This is a genomic window from Cutibacterium namnetense (genome assembly GCF_001642025.1).
GTDB lineage: Bacteria > Actinomycetota > Actinomycetes > Propionibacteriales > Propionibacteriaceae > Cutibacterium > Cutibacterium namnetense.
In genome coordinates this window covers 52,329-69,804 of the sequence record NZ_LWHO01000008.1, presented here as the reverse complement: position 1 = coordinate 69,804, position 17,476 = coordinate 52,329, and the positions used below count along the sequence as shown (strand labels likewise).

At 60.6% G+C, this 17,476-nt stretch carries 16 protein-coding genes and 2 pseudogenes; 10 read left to right on the top strand and 8 right to left on the bottom strand.

Annotated elements, in window-relative coordinates:
• The first annotated feature begins 9 nt into the window (after positions 1-9).
• From A5483_RS08475 to groL, 4 genes are all read left to right on the top strand, one after another.
• Positions 10-825, top strand: a complete 816-nt coding sequence (locus tag A5483_RS08475; RefSeq protein ID WP_003866444.1) for an LppM family (lipo)protein — start codon at positions 10-12, stop codon at positions 823-825.
• Between the two features lie 87 nt (positions 826-912).
• Entirely contained in the window at positions 913-1,914 is a 1,002-nt protein-coding gene (locus tag A5483_RS08470; RefSeq protein ID WP_063811560.1) for an LppM family (lipo)protein, read from the top strand.
• A 206-nt stretch (positions 1,915-2,120) separates the two neighbouring features.
• Complete coding sequence (groES, locus tag A5483_RS08465; protein WP_002514778.1) at positions 2,121-2,417, top strand: co-chaperone GroES; 297 nt, start codon at positions 2,121-2,123, stop codon at positions 2,415-2,417.
• Positions 2,418-2,428: 11 nt separating this feature from the next.
• Positions 2,429-4,024 (top strand): chaperonin GroEL, encoded by a 1,596-nt coding sequence (groL, locus tag A5483_RS08460; protein WP_002549889.1) that lies wholly within the window; start codon positions 2,429-2,431, stop codon positions 4,022-4,024.
• Positions 4,025-4,188: 164 nt separating this feature from the next.
• Here groL and A5483_RS08455 read toward each other — a convergent pair whose 3' ends face one another.
• A complete protein-coding gene (locus A5483_RS08455) occupies positions 4,189-5,859 on the bottom strand; it encodes an alanine/glycine:cation symporter family protein (RefSeq protein ID WP_063811623.1) in 1,671 nt (556 codons plus the stop codon).
• On the opposite strand from A5483_RS08455, the pseudogene A5483_RS12445 reads away from it, so the two are divergent.
• The 5 genes and pseudogenes from A5483_RS12445 (at position 5,851) to A5483_RS08430 (ending at position 10,879) form a co-directional block, all read left to right on the top strand.
• A pseudogene (locus A5483_RS12445) lies at positions 5,851-6,201 on the top strand (hypothetical protein). The gene A5483_RS08455 and the pseudogene A5483_RS12445 overlap by 9 nt on opposite strands.
• A 6-nt stretch (positions 6,202-6,207) precedes the next feature.
• A complete protein-coding gene (gene mptB / locus A5483_RS08445; protein ID WP_063811621.1) occupies positions 6,208-7,737 on the top strand; it encodes a polyprenol phosphomannose-dependent alpha 1,6 mannosyltransferase MptB in 1,530 nt (509 codons plus the stop codon).
• 97 nt (positions 7,738-7,834) lie between these two features.
• The gene (guaB, locus tag A5483_RS08440) at positions 7,835-9,349 is read left to right on the top strand and encodes an IMP dehydrogenase (protein ID WP_002549887.1); all 1,515 of its coding nucleotides are present in this window, start codon (positions 7,835-7,837) and stop codon (positions 9,347-9,349) included.
• A 33-nt stretch (positions 9,350-9,382) separates the two neighbouring features.
• Positions 9,383-10,486: a GuaB3 family IMP dehydrogenase-related protein gene (locus A5483_RS08435; protein WP_002549955.1), complete on the top strand. Its 1,104-nt coding sequence runs from the start codon at positions 9,383-9,385 to the stop codon at positions 10,484-10,486.
• 57 nt (positions 10,487-10,543) lie between these two features.
• The gene (locus A5483_RS08430) at positions 10,544-10,879 is read left to right on the top strand and encodes a chorismate mutase (RefSeq protein ID WP_063811558.1); all 336 of its coding nucleotides are present in this window, start codon (positions 10,544-10,546) and stop codon (positions 10,877-10,879) included.
• A 15-nt stretch (positions 10,880-10,894) separates the two neighbouring features.
• On the opposite strand, the gene cysE is transcribed toward A5483_RS08430, so the two are convergent.
• The gene (gene cysE / locus A5483_RS08425; RefSeq protein ID WP_063811556.1) at positions 10,895-11,467 is read right to left on the bottom strand and encodes a serine O-acetyltransferase; all 573 of its coding nucleotides are present in this window, start codon (positions 11,465-11,467) and stop codon (positions 10,895-10,897) included.
• Positions 11,457-11,645: pseudogene (locus A5483_RS12135) on the bottom strand (hypothetical protein). The gene cysE and the pseudogene A5483_RS12135 overlap by 11 nt, the downstream one beginning before the upstream one ends.
• Before the next feature lie 12 nt (positions 11,646-11,657).
• Between A5483_RS12135 and guaA the strand changes: the two are divergent.
• The gene (gene guaA, locus A5483_RS08415) at positions 11,658-13,211 is read left to right on the top strand and encodes a glutamine-hydrolyzing GMP synthase (protein WP_063811554.1); all 1,554 of its coding nucleotides are present in this window, start codon (positions 11,658-11,660) and stop codon (positions 13,209-13,211) included.
• Positions 13,212-13,407: 196 nt separating this feature from the next.
• Here the strand turns inward: guaA and A5483_RS08410 are convergent, their stop codons facing one another.
• The 5 genes from A5483_RS08410 to A5483_RS08390 all read right to left on the bottom strand — a co-directional run bounded on the left by A5483_RS08410 (position 13,408) and on the right by A5483_RS08390 (position 17,471).
• Entirely contained in the window at positions 13,408-13,698 is a 291-nt protein-coding gene (locus A5483_RS08410; protein ID WP_063811553.1) for a PspC domain-containing protein, read from the bottom strand.
• Positions 13,699-13,929: 231 nt separating this feature from the next.
• On the bottom strand, positions 13,930-14,208 hold the full coding sequence (locus A5483_RS08405) for a GlsB/YeaQ/YmgE family stress response membrane protein (RefSeq protein WP_082864037.1): 279 nt from the start codon (positions 14,206-14,208) through the stop codon (positions 13,930-13,932).
• Positions 14,209-14,339: 131 nt separating this feature from the next.
• Positions 14,340-15,602: a phospholipase D-like domain-containing protein gene (locus A5483_RS08400; RefSeq protein WP_063811552.1), complete on the bottom strand. Its 1,263-nt coding sequence runs from the start codon at positions 15,600-15,602 to the stop codon at positions 14,340-14,342.
• Positions 15,603-15,720: 118 nt separating this feature from the next.
• Positions 15,721-16,374: a methionine ABC transporter permease gene (locus tag A5483_RS08395; protein ID WP_063811550.1), complete on the bottom strand. Its 654-nt coding sequence runs from the start codon at positions 16,372-16,374 to the stop codon at positions 15,721-15,723.
• Entirely contained in the window at positions 16,371-17,471 is a 1,101-nt protein-coding gene (locus A5483_RS08390) for a methionine ABC transporter ATP-binding protein (protein WP_063811548.1), read from the bottom strand. Before A5483_RS08390 ends, A5483_RS08395 begins: the two co-directional genes overlap by 4 nt.
• Between the last annotated feature and the right edge of the window lie 5 nt (positions 17,472-17,476).

Sequence of the window (17,476 nt, the reverse complement as noted above, 5' to 3'; positions counted from 1 at the left end):
TATGAGTCTATGTTGACCACTTGGTGCCGGGCGAGATATCTCCTTGCCGTGCTGTTGGCTCCGCTCGTCCTGCTATCCGGCTGCGGGAAGTTCAATGCTGGTTTCGTCATTAAGGACGAAGACCATATCGACGTCGCCGTCGCCTTCGGGGTCCTCAAATCTGGCACCAATGGGGATGGAAGTGATCAGTCCAAAAAACTTATCAAGCGACTTCGCGGCTGCTCCGGGTTGACTCCACCGAGTGCCAGTCTGAGAGGCAAGGTGAAGGCCAAGCCATTCGACGACGGCACGTACGCCGGCTGCACCATTACTGGCACCGTGACGGCAGCCGACATCGCTGCTCGATCCCCCCGGCCTAGTAGCGGTGTGAATCCGTCTGCAGGCTCGCCGCGAGGGCACAAGGCAGGCGTCCCGGTCGACATTGCTTTCGATGACGAGACGATTCGGTTCCACTTTGACGGGTCAGACCTGTCTGACTCTGTGCCGGGTGTTGACCCCTCTGACATCAGTGACATGGCCGGCATCAAAGATTTTAAGGTGTCGGTGACCTTCCCCGGCACGGTCCTCAGCCACTCTGGATCGAGCAAAGTTGACGGGAACACTGCGACGTGGACCGACGTCAACGATCTTCTCTCAACCGGTGGTTTGACGGCGTCAGGCAAGAGTCAGAGTGGCCTTCCCGGCTGGGTGTGGGTTGTCGGTGCATTAGTGGTGCTGGCTATTGGTGGTGCCGTGGCTGCAGTGATTATTAATAACAGGTGGCAGGTCTGCTCGCGTGGTGGGGAGCGGCACCGGGACGCTAATGGAGGTGTGCGCGGGGCCTAGTTACCGCTTCTAGACATTCCGTGTGCCGTGAGTAGTCAGAAACGGGTGGTACGGATCTACCGTTACTGCCCCCGTCCGTGATTCCATGTGTTCATGCTGAGTGTTTCGCGTCACATGAGACGCTGTCTCGTTTTAGTTCTCGCCCCCCTCTTGTTACTTGCCGGGTGCGTAAAATTTGACACTGCCATGGAGATCAAGGATGAGAACCACATCCATCTCAAAAGCACGGTTGGTGTCTCCAAGTCAATAGCCAGCGCGTACAGTGACCGCCTCGCCACTGAGCTTTCCAACTGCAACAACTCGATGGGGTCCGCCGGTACCGGCTCGGGCAACAAGATCGAGAAGTTCGAGGACAAGGATTACGTCGGGTGCATCGTTGCTGGGGACACCACCGCTGCTGACCTCAACAAAGACCGCGGCATGCAAGCCACCTTCGACAAAAAAGAGGTGTCTTTCAGGATGACCTCGGACTTGTTCCGCGATGGTGGGCGCTCTGACCAAGCTATTGACGCGAGTATGTTCAGCGACTTTAAGGTTTCCGTGACCTTCCCAGGCAAGGTCCTCAGCCATTCTGGATCGAGTAAGGTCGACGGGAACACCGTTACGTGGACCGATCCGAAAGACTTGTTCTCCAGTTCGGGGCTGACCGCAACGAGTAAGCGCTCCAACGGCATACCGACGTGGGTTTGGATCGTTGTCGCCCTCGGCGTCCTCGCCATTATCGGCGTTGTTGTGGTCGTCCTTAACAAGGAAAAGAACCACAAGCCCGGGCAACCGGACAATGGTGGCGTTCCGTGGACCATGCAGTACCCAGGCGACGGGCAGCCACAGGGGCAGCCGCAGCAGTGGAACGGTCAGCTTTACCAGGGCGACCCTCACGTGCAGCCTCCCTACCAGTATCCGAACCAATATCCGAGGCAACAGGGGCCGGGTCAGCCCTGGGCTAATCAGTCTTGGGATACTGCCTCGGGTGACGCGACGAATGCGCCCCAGGCCGGCCCGAACCCGACCCCGCATCAGGGCTCGCAGCCGGGCCAGCAGACTCCGTCAGATCCTGATGACTTCTGGAAAAACCACGGTTCGCATTGATGTGCGCCGATTCTCGGAGGGTCATTTCTGGCACTCCCGTTGCCTGAGTGCCAACGACGGGTGTACTTTCGTGGTTGGCACTCTCGTGGTGAGTGTGCCAACGGATCTGAGGCACCCGCGACGCCGATGGTCCGTCGCGCTCGGGGCTCGCAACCCCTGGCGAGAGACAACGACATAATCCGTCTTCAGTAGAAAGGGGTCTTGACGTGGCAACCACGATCAAGCCGCTCGAGGACCGCGTCCTCGTCCAGCCTCTCGAGGCCGAGCAGACCACCGCTTCCGGACTCGTCATTCCGGACACCGCTAAGGAGAAGCCGCAGGAGGGAAAGGTCATCTCCGCGGGCCCCGGTCGCGTCGACGACAAGGGCACCCGCGTTCCCATGGACGTTAAGGAGGGTGACGTCGTCATCTTCTCCAAGTACGGCGGCACCGAGGTCAAGTACGACGGCCAGGAGTACCTGCTCCTCAACGCCCGCGACATCCTCGCCGTCGTCGAGAAGTGAGGCGCTGATACATGGCAGCCAAGCAACTTCAGTTTGACGAGGAGGCTCGTCGCTCCCTCGAGCGCGGTGTCGACACCCTCGCCGACACCGTGAAGGTGACCTTAGGTCCCAAGGGCCGTTACGTCGTTCTTGACAAGAAGTGGGGAGCCCCGACCATCACTAACGACGGCGTGACCGTCGCTAAGGAAGTCGACCTCACTGATCCGTATGAGAACCTCGGCGCCCAGCTCGCCAAGGAGGTCGCTACTAAAACCAACGACGTGGCCGGCGATGGAACCACCACCGCCACCGTGCTCGCCCAATCCCTCGTCCACGAGGGGCTGCGTGCCGTGGCTTCCGGGGCGAACCCGGTCGGCCTCAAGCGCGGTATCGAGAAGGCCGTCGACGCCGTCGTGGAGGAGCTCCGCTCTATTTCACGCGCCATCGACACCACCTCGGACATGGCCAGTGTTGCCACCATCTCCAGCCGTGACGAGACCATCGGCGCCCTCATCGCCGAGGCTTTCGACAAGGTTGGTAAAGACGGGGTTATCACCGTCGATGAATCGCAGACCTTCGGCACCGAGCTTGACTTCACCGAGGGCATGCAGTTTGACAAGGGTTACCTGTCGCCTTACATGGTGACCGACCAGGATCGCATGGAGGCTGTGCTTGAGGATCCCTACATCCTCATTCACTCCGGCAAGATCTCGTCGATGAACGACCTGCTCCCCCTGTTGGAGAAGGTTATTGCTGCTCACGGCAGCCTGTTTATCGTGGCCGAGGACGTCGACGGAGAGGCCCTGAGCACCCTCGTTGTCAATAAGATCCGCGGCACCTTCAACTCGGTGGCAGTTAAGGCCCCGGCCTTCGGTGACCGTCGCAAGGCAATGCTGCAGGACATCGCCACCCTCACCGGTGGTCAGGTCGTCGCTCCCGAGGTCGGGCTCAAGCTCGATCAGGTGGGCCTCGAGGTCCTGGGCCGCGCCAAGAAGGTTGTCGTTACCAAGGACAACACCACCATCGTTGACGGCGCTGGTGACAAGGCCGACGTCGCAGGTCGCGTCGCCCAGCTGCGTGCTGAGTACGACAACTCGGACTCCGAGTGGGACCGCGAGAAGCTTCAGGAGCGTATCGCCAAGCTCGCTGGTGGTGTGTGCGTCATCCGCGTGGGTGCGGCCACGGAGGTCGAGCTCAACGAGAAGAAGCACCGCATCGAGGACGCTGTCTCCGCGACCCGTGCAGCCATTGAGGAGGGTATCGTCGCCGGTGGCGGTTCTGCCCTTATCCACGCTGCTCACGTGCTCGATGGGGATCTCCACCTTGACGGGGATGAGAAGGCCGGTGTGCAGATCGTCGCTAAGGCTGTTCGCGAGCCGCTGCGTTGGATTGCCGAAAACGGTGGCGAGCCCGGCTATGTGATCGTCTCCAAGGTTGCCGAGATGGAGCCCGGCCACGGCTACAACGGCAAGACCGGTCAGTACGTGGATCTCATCGCTGACGGCGTCATTGACCCGCTCAAGGTGACTCGTTCGGCTCTGGCCAATGCCGCCTCTATCGCTGCCCTGTTGCTCACCACCGAGACCCTCGTGGTGGACAAGCCGGAGGACGAGGACGACGACAAGTGAGGCTGACTCACTGATTCAATCAGTAATGGGCCCCAGAACCTCGAGGTTCTGGGGCCCATTGTGGTGTCACAGGCGCCGTTGTCGTTGCAGGTCTGCGCCACTTGAGGAGGTACCTCAAGGGCCATGCAGACGTAGGCGCATTGTGCCCCCTACGTCTCGGTGTGTCAGTCTTGGAGCGGCTTACCTTCCCGGTCCATGGTGTTGAAAATCTCATGGTCTTCCGGCAGGTGCTGCAGGTAGTCGCGTTCGGTATCTGGGGCGGTGTGTCCCAACTGAAGCTCCTCACTAAGAGCATCCTGGGCTGCGGCACGCAGGGCGTACTCGACATCGGCATTCTCGAGTTGTTCTGGGGTCGCCTCGTTGGCGACCATCATGCCGACTTGGGCATCCTCGGGGACCTGCGGGATGACTCCGGCGTCGACACGCTCACGGTGCCCCTTGATTTCACGAGCGACGACGCGCGCTAAAAAGTACATTCCCAGCACGTTCGGCACCGCCATGAGGAAGAGCATGGCGTCGGCCAGACCAAGAATCGAGGTCATATTTGTCGCAGCCCCGATCACCAGCAGGATAAGGAAGAGGGCGTTGTAGATGCGCTCGGCGGTATTCGAATTGCCGAACAGGTAGCCCACGGCCTTCTTGCCGTAGAACGAGTACGACAGCATCGTCGAGAATGCGAACAGCACCACGGCTAGCGTCAGTAGGGAGCTGAACCACGGGGCAACGGTCTTCAGCGCCTGGGCGGTCATCTGCACGCCATCGGCGCCACCGTTCCGGTAGACCCCGGTGATGATGATAGTGATGGCCGTCATGGTGCAGATGACGACTGAGTCGATGAAAGGCTCCCACATAGCAACGAAGCCTTCTTGGGCTGGTCGGCGCGTCTTCACCGCAGAATGGGCGATGCCAGCGGTACCGACACCGGCCGCATTCGAGAAGGCCGCACGTTGGACACCGACGATCAGTACTCCGAGGATTCCTCCGGCGACGCCGTGGCCGGTGAAGGCGCCGGACCAGATGGCCTCAAAGGCACTGCCGACTTGGGAAATGTTGGCACCAATGACCGCCAGACACATGATGACGTAGAGGATGCCCATGAACGGCACAATCTTGGAGGTTGCGGCGCCGATCTTGGAAGCACCGCCGACGATGACGATCCCGACGAGGATCGCGAAGACCAAGCCGACGACCCACATGTGAGTGCCGATCCAGGAGTCTGGACCGCCGGCGAACATCGCGAGCTGATACGCAGCTTGGTTGGACTGGAACATGTTGCCAGCGCCAATGACGCCGAAGGCGGTGCAGATAGCGAAGAGGGCAGCAAGGACGCGGCCCAGTTTGGGTTTGCCGATCGACGCAAGACCGTCACGCAGGTAGTACATCGGGCCGCCAGAGGTGGTTCCGTCCTCATTGAGGACGCGGAACTTCACGCCGAGCGTGGCCTCAGACATTTTGACGCTCATACCCACTAACCCGGCCGCGGCGATCCAGAACGAGGCTCCCGGGCCGCCGGTCGCGATCGCGATGGCGACACCGGCGATGTTCCCCAGGCCGACGGTGCCTGACAACTCAGTTGCGAGGGCCTGGAAGCTGGTGACGTCACCGGGATCGGTGTGACGGGAGAAGTGGCCCCGCATCACGTGGCCGGAGTGACGGATCGATGCTGGACGCAGCTGCTGGAAGCCGAGGTAGATGGTGAAGAACACGCCGGCTCCGAGCAACCAAGCCAGAATGAGCGGGAACTCATTTCCCCCTGGCAACGGTATGGCCCAGAACACCGCGTCAGAAATGGCGGTAGCAATGGGGGAGACGAAATTGTCGATGGCCTGATCCAAGCTCAGTGGAGCCGGAACAAGGGTCTCGAGGCCTGCGGGAACGGGTGATGACAGGATGCCAAGTGGCACGAATGGTCCTATCCGTTGACGACATGGGACACCAAGCCCGGCAACACGACGGTGCGGTACCAGCCATCTGTGATGACCGATCTCAGCGCGTACAGGCACCGGCGACTCGGCGGGCGCGGCCACCCAGTCATCGCCATGACCGCGGGCAGGGTCGCGCCTGTGGCGGAGCAAAACCGCCTCGGATACCTTAGCGGGTGGGTGTGTCAGGCGGCCCAAAACCTTCGACACTGGCGCTTCTTCGCGACGCCGTACGGGATGTTTCCCCTACGCTGAGTGGTGATGACCGCGACCGCTTCCTCTTACGAATCTCAGCCTGTCCTGGCGCATAGCCAACCAGATTGGCGACGTCTGGTTGAGGTGTTGACGGTGGGGTTTGTTGGCTCTCTGATGGTGACGTTGTGGGGGTGGGGTTCTCCTCAGGGCGGGATGCCTGCGCATGTGCGTCCGATCGGTGTGGTAGTGGCCCTCGGCGGTATCGCCGGATTGATCGTCATGATCATCGCGTGGTTGCGGTCTCGCAAACTTGTGGGACGCCGCGTACTGATTCTGATCGTCTGGTCCCTGCCACTGGTCTTTAGCCCGCCGTTGTTGAGTCAAGATGGATGGGCCTACGCGGCTCAAGGCTGGATTCTCACCCAGGGGATGGACCCATACCTCGTCCCGCAAGGTCTGGCTGAGGCTCTCGGCAAGGCTGTCGACACGCCGTGGCAAGAAACGACGGCGGTGTATCCTCCGGGATCATTGTGGATTCAAGCAGCTATGGTGAAGATTGCTCACGCGGATCCTATGCGGTCAGTGATGCTTATGCGAGTGCCCGCTGTTATCGGCATTGCACTCATGGTGTGGGCCGTCCCTCGCTTAGCACGCTACGCCGGAACTGACCCCGATCATGCCCTGTGGCTGGCAGTGTGTTGTCCATTGACGACGTTGAGTGCGGTCGGGGGCATGCACAATGATGGACTTCAGGTGGGTTTGTCCCTCAGCGCACTCGTTGTGGCAGTACGCCTGGCGTTGATTGGCCGCGGATGGCTCGGGCTCGTTTTTGGCGGGGCGCTCGTCGGCCTGGCTGGGAGCGTCAAGCAGCCCGGCGTGTTGGCCGGGGTTGGCGTCGTCGCTCTGGTCCACGTCAATGCGGTGCGTCATGGTGGCCGTCAGTGGTCAACGCGCAATTGCTGGTCGGCGCTATTCGCTCGCATCGCAGCTGGTGCAATTCCCGCCCTAGCTGTATTCGGCGGGATTTCCGCCATCCATGGGTTAGGCCTGGGATGGCTCAATAGCACGGCCGGTAGCCCGGTGTCAGTTACCAGTGACTCTCCGATTGCGTTCGTCGTACAGATTTTGCGAGGTAGCGGAGGCGTCCCGTTGGACAAGCTGGTTGGGCCGGCGACTGGCGTCAGCCTGGTGCTTACCGTCGCTGCCATGATCTGGTGTTGGGTGCGGTGGGGCCCCATTCCGCCGTGTCGCCTTGGACTGGGCCGAATTACATCGCGTAGCCGTGACTTGGATAATGCCGGCACCGGCCAAATTGGCAGCCCGCTTCGACTGCAGGCGGGCGTCATGATTGTTTTTGCTGCTTTTGGGGCGTCCTTGCAGCCCTGGTATCTCATCGGTCCGCTGGCATTGCTCGCCTCGGTTCAGTTGCGACGGACCCACCGCGACGTCGTCATTGGTGGCGTCGTCGCTACCGCCATACTCACCATGATGCAGTGGTATTGGTCGCCATATGTGTGCCTGCCGCTGGTAATCGCGGGATATCTCATCGTCTGGCGGGTCCCGAAACTATGGGCTTTCGTAACAGCGGCGAATTGACGGGATTGTCTGGCCCAAAGCGGGCGGCCGGGCCACGGGTGAGGACTGCCGACGCGAGCGGCGATAAGATAGCGACCATCCCGGCGAAAGGTGGCTTATGACCTCGGAATCCCGCCCGACCACGATTGAGGAGTTGGCACCGCTGGCCCTCACCTTCGATGACGTTCTGCTCCAGCCAGTTGAGAGCAACGTCATTCCCTCTCAGGTCAAGACGACGACAAGGGTTTCTCGCAATATTTCGATCGCGATTCCGCTCGTCAGCGCGGCGATGGATACCGTCACCGAGACTCGGATGGCGGTCGCTATGGCGCGTGAAGGTGGCCTTGGCATCCTGCACCGTAACCTGTCCATTGAGGATCAGGCTGCCATGGTTGATCAGGTGAAGCGCTCTGAAGCAGGCATGATCGACGAGCCCATTACGATCTCCCCGAATGCCACCTTGGCTGACGCCGAAGAGCTGTGCCACACCTACCGAATTTCCGGTGTGCCCGTCGTCGATGATAACGAAAATCTGGTCGGCATCATCACCAACCGTGACATGCGCTTTGAGGACAACCCACAGCGCTTTATCCGCGAGGTCATGACCCCGGCTCCGCTCGTCACGGCTCCAGTGGGAACCAGCCCGTCCGATGCTCTTTCTTTGCTGGCTGCCCACAAAATCGAGAAGCTGCCGCTCGTCGACGCGGACGGTAAGTTGCGTGGACTGTTCACCCTCAAGGACTTCGTCAAGACCGACAAATACCCCAACGCCACCAAGGATCCGCAAGGACGGCTACGCGTGGGTGCCGCAATCGGGTTCTTCGGCAACTCGTGGGATCGGGCTATGGCGCTAGTCGAGGAGGGGGTTGACCTCATCGTCGTCGACACCGCCCACGGCCACACCCGGGGCGTCTGTGACATGATCGCCCGGCTGAAAGCTGAGCCGGCCGCCCGGGGAGTTGATGTCGTCGGCGGCAATATCGCCACCTATGAGGCAGCTAAGGCGTTGTGCGAGGCCGGTGCTGACGGTGTCAAGGTCGGTATTGGGCCGGGGTCAATCTGCACCACCCGCGTCGTTGCCGGGGTTGGCGTCCCGCAGGTGACCGCGATTTTTGAAGCTTCCAAGGCCGCTAGTCAGTATGACGTGCCGGTTATCGGGGACGGCGGCCTACAGTACTCCGGCGATATTGCCAAGGCGCTCGTCGCCGGAGCTGATTCCGTCATGCTCGGCTCGTTGCTGGCTGGTTGTGAGGAGTCCCCAGGTGAGCTTGCCTTCATCAACGGCAAGCAGTTCAAGACTTACCGTGGCATGGGATCAATGGGGGCCATGTCGGCGCGCGGTGAGAAGCTGTCCTATTCCAAGGATCGCTATTTCCAGGGCGATGTTACGACCAACGACAAGATCGTCCCGGAGGGCATCGAGGGGCAGGTGGCCTATCGCGGGCCACTTGGCTCAGTGGCCTACCAGTTGGTCGGCGGACTGCGTCAGTCGATGTTCTACACCGGCGCTCGCACGATCGACGAGTTGCACGAGCGGGGGCGTTTTGTGCGCATCACCTCGGCGGGTCTACGCGAGTCTCATCCGCACGACATTCAGATGACGGTCGAGGCCCCCAACTACTCTGCCCACTGACGGGCGAGCCGGACATCCGGCAGGAAAGGAATCATGTACGACATTGGACGCAGCAAGCGTGCCACCCGGGCCTACAGTCTGGACGACATCGCCCTCATTCCCTCCCGGCGCACCCGTGGCACCGAGATGGTGAACCTGGAGTGGCGCATCGACGCGCTCACCTTCGATTTTCCCATCGTGGCCGCCCCGATGGACTCGGTCATGAGTCCGGCGACGGCTATTGAATTTGGGCGTTTGGGTGGCCTGGGGGTGCTCAACCTTGAGGGCTTGTGGACCCGCTACGAGGATCCCACTCCCTACCTCGAGGAGCTGGCTGGGATGGGCGACGATGTCGCCACTACCCGTCGGATGCAAGAGATTTACGCCGAGCCGATCAAGGCTGAGCTCATCACCGAACGGATGGCTGAGATTCGGGCCGCTGGAGTGCCGGTGGCGGGGTCGCTGTCACCAAAGAATGCCTCGCGCTTCTCCGAGACGGTGGTCAATACCGGAGCCGACTTCTTCGTTATCCGTGGCACGACGGTGTCAGCGGAGCACGTGGCCAGCGGTGACGACATTCTGGACCTGCGTAGGTTCATTTACGAGCTGGACGTACCCGTTATCGTCGGTGGTTGCGCCACCTATCAGGCAGCTTTGCACCTCATGCGCACCGGCGCCGCTGGCGTCCTCGTGGGGTTCGGTGGGGGAGCGGCCCACACCACCCGTCAGGTGCTGGGTATTCAGGTGTCGATGGCATCTGCAATAGCCGACGTTGCGGAAGCGCGCCGTGACTACATGGATGAGTCGGGGGGACGTTACGTTCACGTCATCGCCGATGGTTCAGTGGGTCGTTCTGGTGACATTGCCAAGGCTATCGCCTGCGGCGCTGACGCCGTTATGGTCGGTTCTCCGCTAGCTCGGGCTACTGAGGCTCCCGGCAAGGGATGGCACTGGGGAGCCGAAGCATGGCACTCCGATCTGCCGCGTGGTGCTCGGGTCCACTTCGAACCAGTCGGGACCCTCGCCGAGGTGCTCAATGGCCCGTCTCGCGTCCCGGACGGCACTATGAACCTTGTGGGGGGATTGCGTCAGGCTATGGCAACCACTGGTTACTCGGAGGTGAAAGAGTTCCAGCGCATCGAGCTGACGATTCGCTAACTGTCCCACTAGGCAGAACGGCGCTCCGGCGAGCGGTTGGATGGCTAGCCTTCGGCCATGAGTAAAGTGCCCGAAGAATTGGTCGTGTTGCGCGGCGCGATCGACAACATGGACGCCGCCCTCATCCACCTGCTCGCCGAAAGGTTCCGGATCACCCGCGAGGTAGGTCGCCTCAAAGCTGAGCGTGGTTTACCACCGGCTGATTCCGCCCGTGAGGCTGAGCAGATCGCGCGGTTGCGCCAGTTAGCCATCGAGTCGAACCTCGACCCCGAGTTCGCGCAGAAAGTCATCACGTTCATCGTGGCCGAGGTGGTGCGTCACCACGAGGCTATTGCAGATGAGTCCGGCGACGATTGTGCACATAGCGGATGCCGGAAGGACGACGGCGTCTGACAGTTGAGTCATAGCTCAAGCGATGACGTCGCCCTGGTGCACCTTCGACGGGATTCCGACGACGACCGTGCCGGGGGCGACATCTTTGATGACCAAGGCGTTGGCACCGATCTTACAGTCGTCGCCAACCGTGATGTCGCCAATGATTTTGGCTCCGGCGCCGATGAGGACACGATTGCCAATCGTGGGATGACGCTTGAACTGTCCGCGAGCGCGGCCACCGAGGGTCACTTGGTGGTACATGAGGACGTCGTCACCGATGACAGCCGTCTCACCAATAACGACGCCCATGCCGTGGTCGATGAAGAATCGGCGTCCGATAGTCGCTCCCGGATGAATCTCAATGCCGGTGATGTGACGAGATAGTTGTGATAACAACCGCGCTAGTGGTCTCAGGGCGGGCTTCTTGACCCACATGGCGTGGGCTAGGCGATGCGCCCAGATGGCGTGGACACCTTGGTAGGCGATGGCGACCATAAGCTTCGAGGTAGCGGCGGGATCCTCGCGCATGGCGGCGTCGAGGTCCTCCATCGCGCGTTCCTTGCATTGCTTGAGGGTCCGGAGCAAGGTCGTCGTCTCAGTGCTCATATGTCAACCTCGGTTCTGCCGGTGAATAGTGCCGGTGGATGAAACCATATCGAGCTGAGGTTCTCCGGCCAACGGGGACGGTTGGGTTGACGTCATTGCGCGGCATCGTGGCGCGGTCGACGAGGTATTCGCAGCGATATGGGGACCGCGAGTGGCGTCGGGTGGGGTCTTGGGCCATAGACTCGCCCTTATGGAACAACTCCACGACGTCGTTCTGGTGGTCGACTTCGGCGCGCAGTACGCTCAGCTCATTGCCCGCCGGGTGCGTGAGGCGAATGTTTATTCCGAGATCGTCCCGCACAGCATGCCAGTGCGCGACATGCTCGCCAAGGAACCCGCGGCCATCATTCTTTCGGGTGGCCCGGCCTCGGTCTACGCACAGGGTGCTCCCAGCGTCGACCCGGCCCTGTTTAACGCTGGTGTGCCGGTGCTGGGCATCTGCTACGGATTCCAGGCTATGGCCCAGGCCCTTGGCGGTCAGGTGGCTCATACCGGAGCATCGGAATATGGACGCACCAGCCTATGCATTACTTCCTCGGGGCAGCTGCTGTCGCGTATTCCCCACACCATCAGCGTGTGGATGAGCCACGGCGATTCCGTCTCTCGTGCCCCGGAGGGATTCTCGACGCTGGCCCGCACCGCGGGTGCCCCGGTGGCGGCATTTGAAGACGTTGAGCGCAAGCTCGTCGGTGTGCAGTGGCATCCCGAGGTGCACCACACGGAATCCGGGCAGACGGTGCTCGAACACTTCCTCTTTGATGTTGCCGGATGCCGTCCTGACTGGAATGCCAGTTCGATCGTCGGCGACCAAATTGCGCAGATTCGTGGTCAAGTTGGTGACCGTCGCGTTATTTGTGGACTGTCGGGTGGCGTCGATTCCGCTGTCGCCGCGGCTTTAGTGCAGCGTGCTGTGGGTGACCAGCTCACTTGCGTTTTCGTTGATCACGGGCTGTTGCGTAAGGGTGAGGCTGAGCAGGTCAAGAATGACTTCGTCGCCGCCACGGGTGCTGACTTGGTGGTAGCTGATGAGTCCCAGCGCTTTCTAGAAGCCCTCGCCGGGGTCACCGACCCTGAGACTAAGCGCAAGATTATTGGACGCGAGTTCATTCGGACCTTTGAGGATGTTGCCAAGCGCCTCAACGCTGACCAGCCGATCGACTTCTTGGTACAGGGAACTTTGTATCCCGACGTCGTCGAGTCTGGTGGTGGCGAGGGCGCTGCCAATATCAAGAGTCACCACAACGTTGGTGGGCTTCCCGACGATCTCCAGTTTAGTCTCGTCGAGCCGCTGCGAACCTTGTTTAAGGATGAGGTGCGGGCCGTCGGCCTCGAACTTGGCCTTCCCGAGGACATCGTCTGGCGTCAACCTTTCCCTGGCCCAGGGCTGGCCATCCGCATCATTGGTGAAGTCACCGCAGAGCGTCTGGAGGTGTTACGCACCGCCGATGCCATCACACGCGAGGAGATGGGAGCCGCAGGCTTGGACCGCAAGGTGTGGCAGTGTCCGGTCGTTCTCCTCAGCGACGTCCACTCGGTGGGCGTGCAGGGTGATGGGCGTACTTATGGTTCGCCCATTGTGCTGCGCCCGGTCACTAGTGAGGACGCCATGACTGCGGATTGGGCGCGTATTCCATATGACACGCTGGAAAAGATCTCGACTCGCATTACGAATGCCTGCCCGCAGATCAACCGGGTGGTACTTGATATCACGTCGAAGCCGCCGGCCACCATTGAGTGGGAGTGAGTCTCGGCTCACTGTGAACATGGCATGGCCCGCACCTTTCTTGGTGCGGGCCATGCGTTGTCTAAGGCCAACGCGGGCTGTTGAGCCTTGTTGCTGTCAAGGGTGCGAGGTCGGGCTGAAGTTCGGTGGGATGCCCGTAGCTACCTTGCCCTATCCGCGCGGCTTCGCCGGCATTAACGCGTATCGGTGTTGACCGTCAGTCTTTGTAGGGGTCGAAGGGGGTGTTGGAGGTGGAACTTGGCGTGCCTTCAGTCTTGCGCGGAGACCGGGTCTGGTTGGCCAAGTCCGCCATCATGCTCGATCCGCTGTGCTCGTCGGGGATGATGGCCCATAGGACGAGGTAGATGAGCGGCCCGGAACCTGCCATAAGGATGAGGAGAGCCGCGACGACGCGGACGATGGTGGGGTCGAGACGGAGGGAATTGGCGATACCCTGGCAGACGCCGCCGATGATGCGGCCCTCCCGGGGGCGTGTGAGCTTGGACATGTTCATTCCTCTTGGAGGGGGTGCGTGATCGTGATCACGCCGATCTTGCAGATAGTGGGTTTTCACCGATGATGCCACGGCAAGGCTGTTCCCCAACCCTGAGATGCCGATCGTCGCTTATGTCCGGCATCCCGTGCAGTCCTCGACGATGGCACCTGCCGGGCGCTCTGCGCGATACACAGCGAGGCCCCGCCATTGTGACGCGGCCTCGCAGCGGGTTAGATCAATCGATCACTGGGTCTTCTTTTTGGTGATGATGCCCCAAATCCACAGGACGATAAGGGCACCAACGATCGAAATGAGCCAGGTCCAAGGGCTCCAGAAATGACCGAGAGGCTTGTTGAAGATAACGGAACCGAGCCAGCCGCCGAGGATCGCGCCGACGACGCCGAGAATCAGGGTGACGAGAAAGCCGCCGCCCTGCTTGCCCGGCATGATGGCCTTAGCGATGGCGCCTGCGATGAGGCCGAGGACAATCCATGCAATAAATCCCATGATTCTAGTATCCATTGTGGAGAGCAGTGCGTCCAGCAACGCCCCCTGAAACTGATGAAAAATTCGGTACAAATGGTCACGTGTGACTGTTGTCAACCGCACTCTGGCTAGGGTTTATGTATTTTCATTACGCTTCAGACGGAATTTCAGAAAAATGGCCGCCAAAGTGACAGTAGAGCTTCAGTGAGTTTTGCTACGTGAGAGCGTGACTGCCATTCGTCTAAGGTCAGTTCCACACAGTTGGCCATGTCGATCTCGAAAATCTCGGCCATTCGTTGGGCGACGGTGGAGTCAGTGATAGCGACGTTAACCTCGTAGTTGCCTTGGAGGGACAACCGATCGAGGTTCGCCGTGCCAATTGTCGACCAAATGCCGTCAATAGTGCAGGTCTTCGCGTGAACCATAGCCCCCTGATAAAGGAACAGGCGCACGCCTCGGTGGAGGAGACGGTCGTAGTAGCCCCGGCTTAGCCAGTCGGCGATGACATGGTTCGACTCAGCCGGAATGACGATCCTGACGTCAACCCCGCGAGATGCAGCTTGGTGGAGGGCTGCGACAACGTCGTCATCAGGGATGAGGTAGCCCTGGGTCATCCAGATCCGCTCACTCGCGCGATCGATAGCCTCCAGGTACATGTTTCGGATGGGATAGACCGCCATCCGAGGGGAGTTGCGGTGCACAGCGAAGGGGGTATCCCAATAGCGGACGCCGGGAGCGGGCAGTACGGGCTGGTTGCGCCGGGAGATCAGGGCCCCTTTGGGGCGCTGATTCCACATGTCGACAAAGACGCTTTCGAGCTCCCCGACGGCAGGCCCGGTAATACGAGCGTGAGTGTCGCGCCAGCGGTCGGCGTAGAGGGCGCCGATGTTGTACCCGCCGATGTAAGCAATCTTGGAATCGACGATGAGGAGCTTGCGGTGGTCTCGGCCTAAATTGCGCAGCGTCGGTATCCATGAGGGAGTCAGCAGAGGTTGGGCGCGGGCCTGCACACCCTCGAGCTGCCGGAAGAATCGCGGGCCCACGACGAGGTTGGCGAAAGTGTCCCACATTGCATAGACCGCGACTCCGCGGGCGGCGGCTTCGACGAGTGCTTGCCGGAAGCGCCGCCCGATCTCGTCGTTCTTCCAGATGAAGGTCTCAAGGTAGACGGTGTGCTGAGCTGACTCGATGTCAGCGATCATCGCTGCGTAAAGATCGCGTCCGAAGGTGAAAATCTCAACCTGATGATCGGACACTTTAAGGGGTTCCACCGGTGCAGTAGGGAAACGGTATGGGCGGCGTCCTCGTCGCTTGATGCCGTTGAACGTCACTAACCCTGCGATTGTGGCTATCTGAGCGGCAACCATCCCACCTGCCACCCAGTGCAGGGCGCGGCGAACAGTGAGATTCTGGCGAGGAGCCTGGGTCATACGCTCAGATTATCCCGTGCACTGGCTGCGAGGCAGTCGTTGTGGGGGCCAGAATTGATATGCGCTGTCAATAGTGACTCAAATTATTCGCTGAGTGCGGAACTTATCGCCACAATGCTCACCGCCGTAGCGCCCGGTGGGCTAACCAATTTCCTATGAACTGCGCCACCTGTACGACGATGATGATCGTCACCACTGCGACCGCTGTTACCGCCCAGTTGTAGCGCTGATAACCGTAAGTGATGGCGAATTGGCCAAGGCCGCCGCCACCTAAGGCGCCGGCAATAGCCGTCATATCGACAATCGCAATGAGGATGTAGGTGTAACCGAGAATCAGCGGCCCCAGCGCCTCACGGGCTACGACGTCAAAAAGGATTCGCCACGGCGCAGCCCCCATAGCGCGGGCAGCCTCAATGACTCCGGGATCGACGGTGATGAGATTTTGCTCAACGATCCGGGAAATAGCGAAAGTCGCTGCGATGCACAGCGGGAAGGTGGCCGCCCGCACACCGATAGTCGTGCCGACCACTTTGACGGTGAGGGGAGCGATCGCCGTCATGAAGATGATGAACGGAATCGGGCGGATGATGTTGACGATGACGTTAAGGGTGGTGTGAACGATCTTGTTGGCTAGCAGGCCACCACGACGGGTGGCATACAGCAAGATGCCTAGTACCAGGCCGCAGATTCCCCCAATGACGAGGGTGATGAGGGCCATGAAGAGGGTTTCCCAAATCGACTGAAGATAGATCGGGCGCAAGTAGTTGTTCATCGGTGGGCCTCCGGATCAGCTGCTGGGGTGATTGCGGTCACGGTTGGTGCTGCCGAGTTGGACACCTCGCTGAGGATTCGAGTCGCCTGCTCGACGGTTTCGGCAGGACCCGACAAGGCCACCGTGTAATTGCCTAGCGAGCCGCCGTGTACCTCAATGACGCCACCGTGAACGATCTGGAAAGTCGCCCCGATGTGGCCAATGCGGGTTAACGCGTCACCGAAAGCCGCGCTGGCTACTGAACTGACGTCGACGAGTCGAGCGTCGGGGTTCTCTGACTGCAGCCGCGCTTGTTCCTCCCCATTCGGGTGCTGTCCGATGATTGTCGATAGGAAGCGTTGGGTGGTCTCTGACTGCGGGTGAGCGAAGACCTGCCGGGCGCTGCCAGACTCGACGAGATGGCCTGCTTGTAGCACTGAGACCTGCTGGGCAATCGAGCGGACGACCTCCATCTCGTGGGTGATGACGACAACGGTCACCCCAAGCTCCGCATTGACCCGCTTGAGCAGGGACAAGACATCGGCCGTGGTTTCCGGATCGAGGGCCGAGGTGGACTCGTCAGCTAACAGGATCGACGGTCTGGTTGCTAGGGCCCGGGCGATACCGACCCGCTGCTTCTGCCCGCCCGAAAGCTGGTTCGGGTAATCCCAGGCTTTGCTCGTTAACCCGACGAAGCTCAGCAACTCGGTGATGCGTTGCTTCTCGTCCGCCTTTTTCCAGCGAGCTAGTTTGAGCGGATAGGCAACGTTGTCGTAGATGGTCCTTGAACCGAACAGATTGAACTGCTGGAAGATCATCCCGATGTCTGCGCGCAGCGGGCGCATCGCCTTGTCCGAGAGCTGGGAGAAGTCGGTGCCGTCTACCAGGACGCGGCCACTTGTGGGGGTCTCTAACCCGTTGATGAGGCGGACCAGGGTGGATTTACCAGCCCCGGAGTGTCCGATAACGGCCGAGATGGAACCTCTTTTGATAGTCAGGCTCACATCGTCAAGGGCTCGTACCGTGCCGGAGCGGGTACCGAACTCTTTAGTCACGTGCTCGAAGACGATGTGGTCGGGACACTGCGGCGCTGAAGAAGGTGCGATGTCTGTTGCCATGTGAA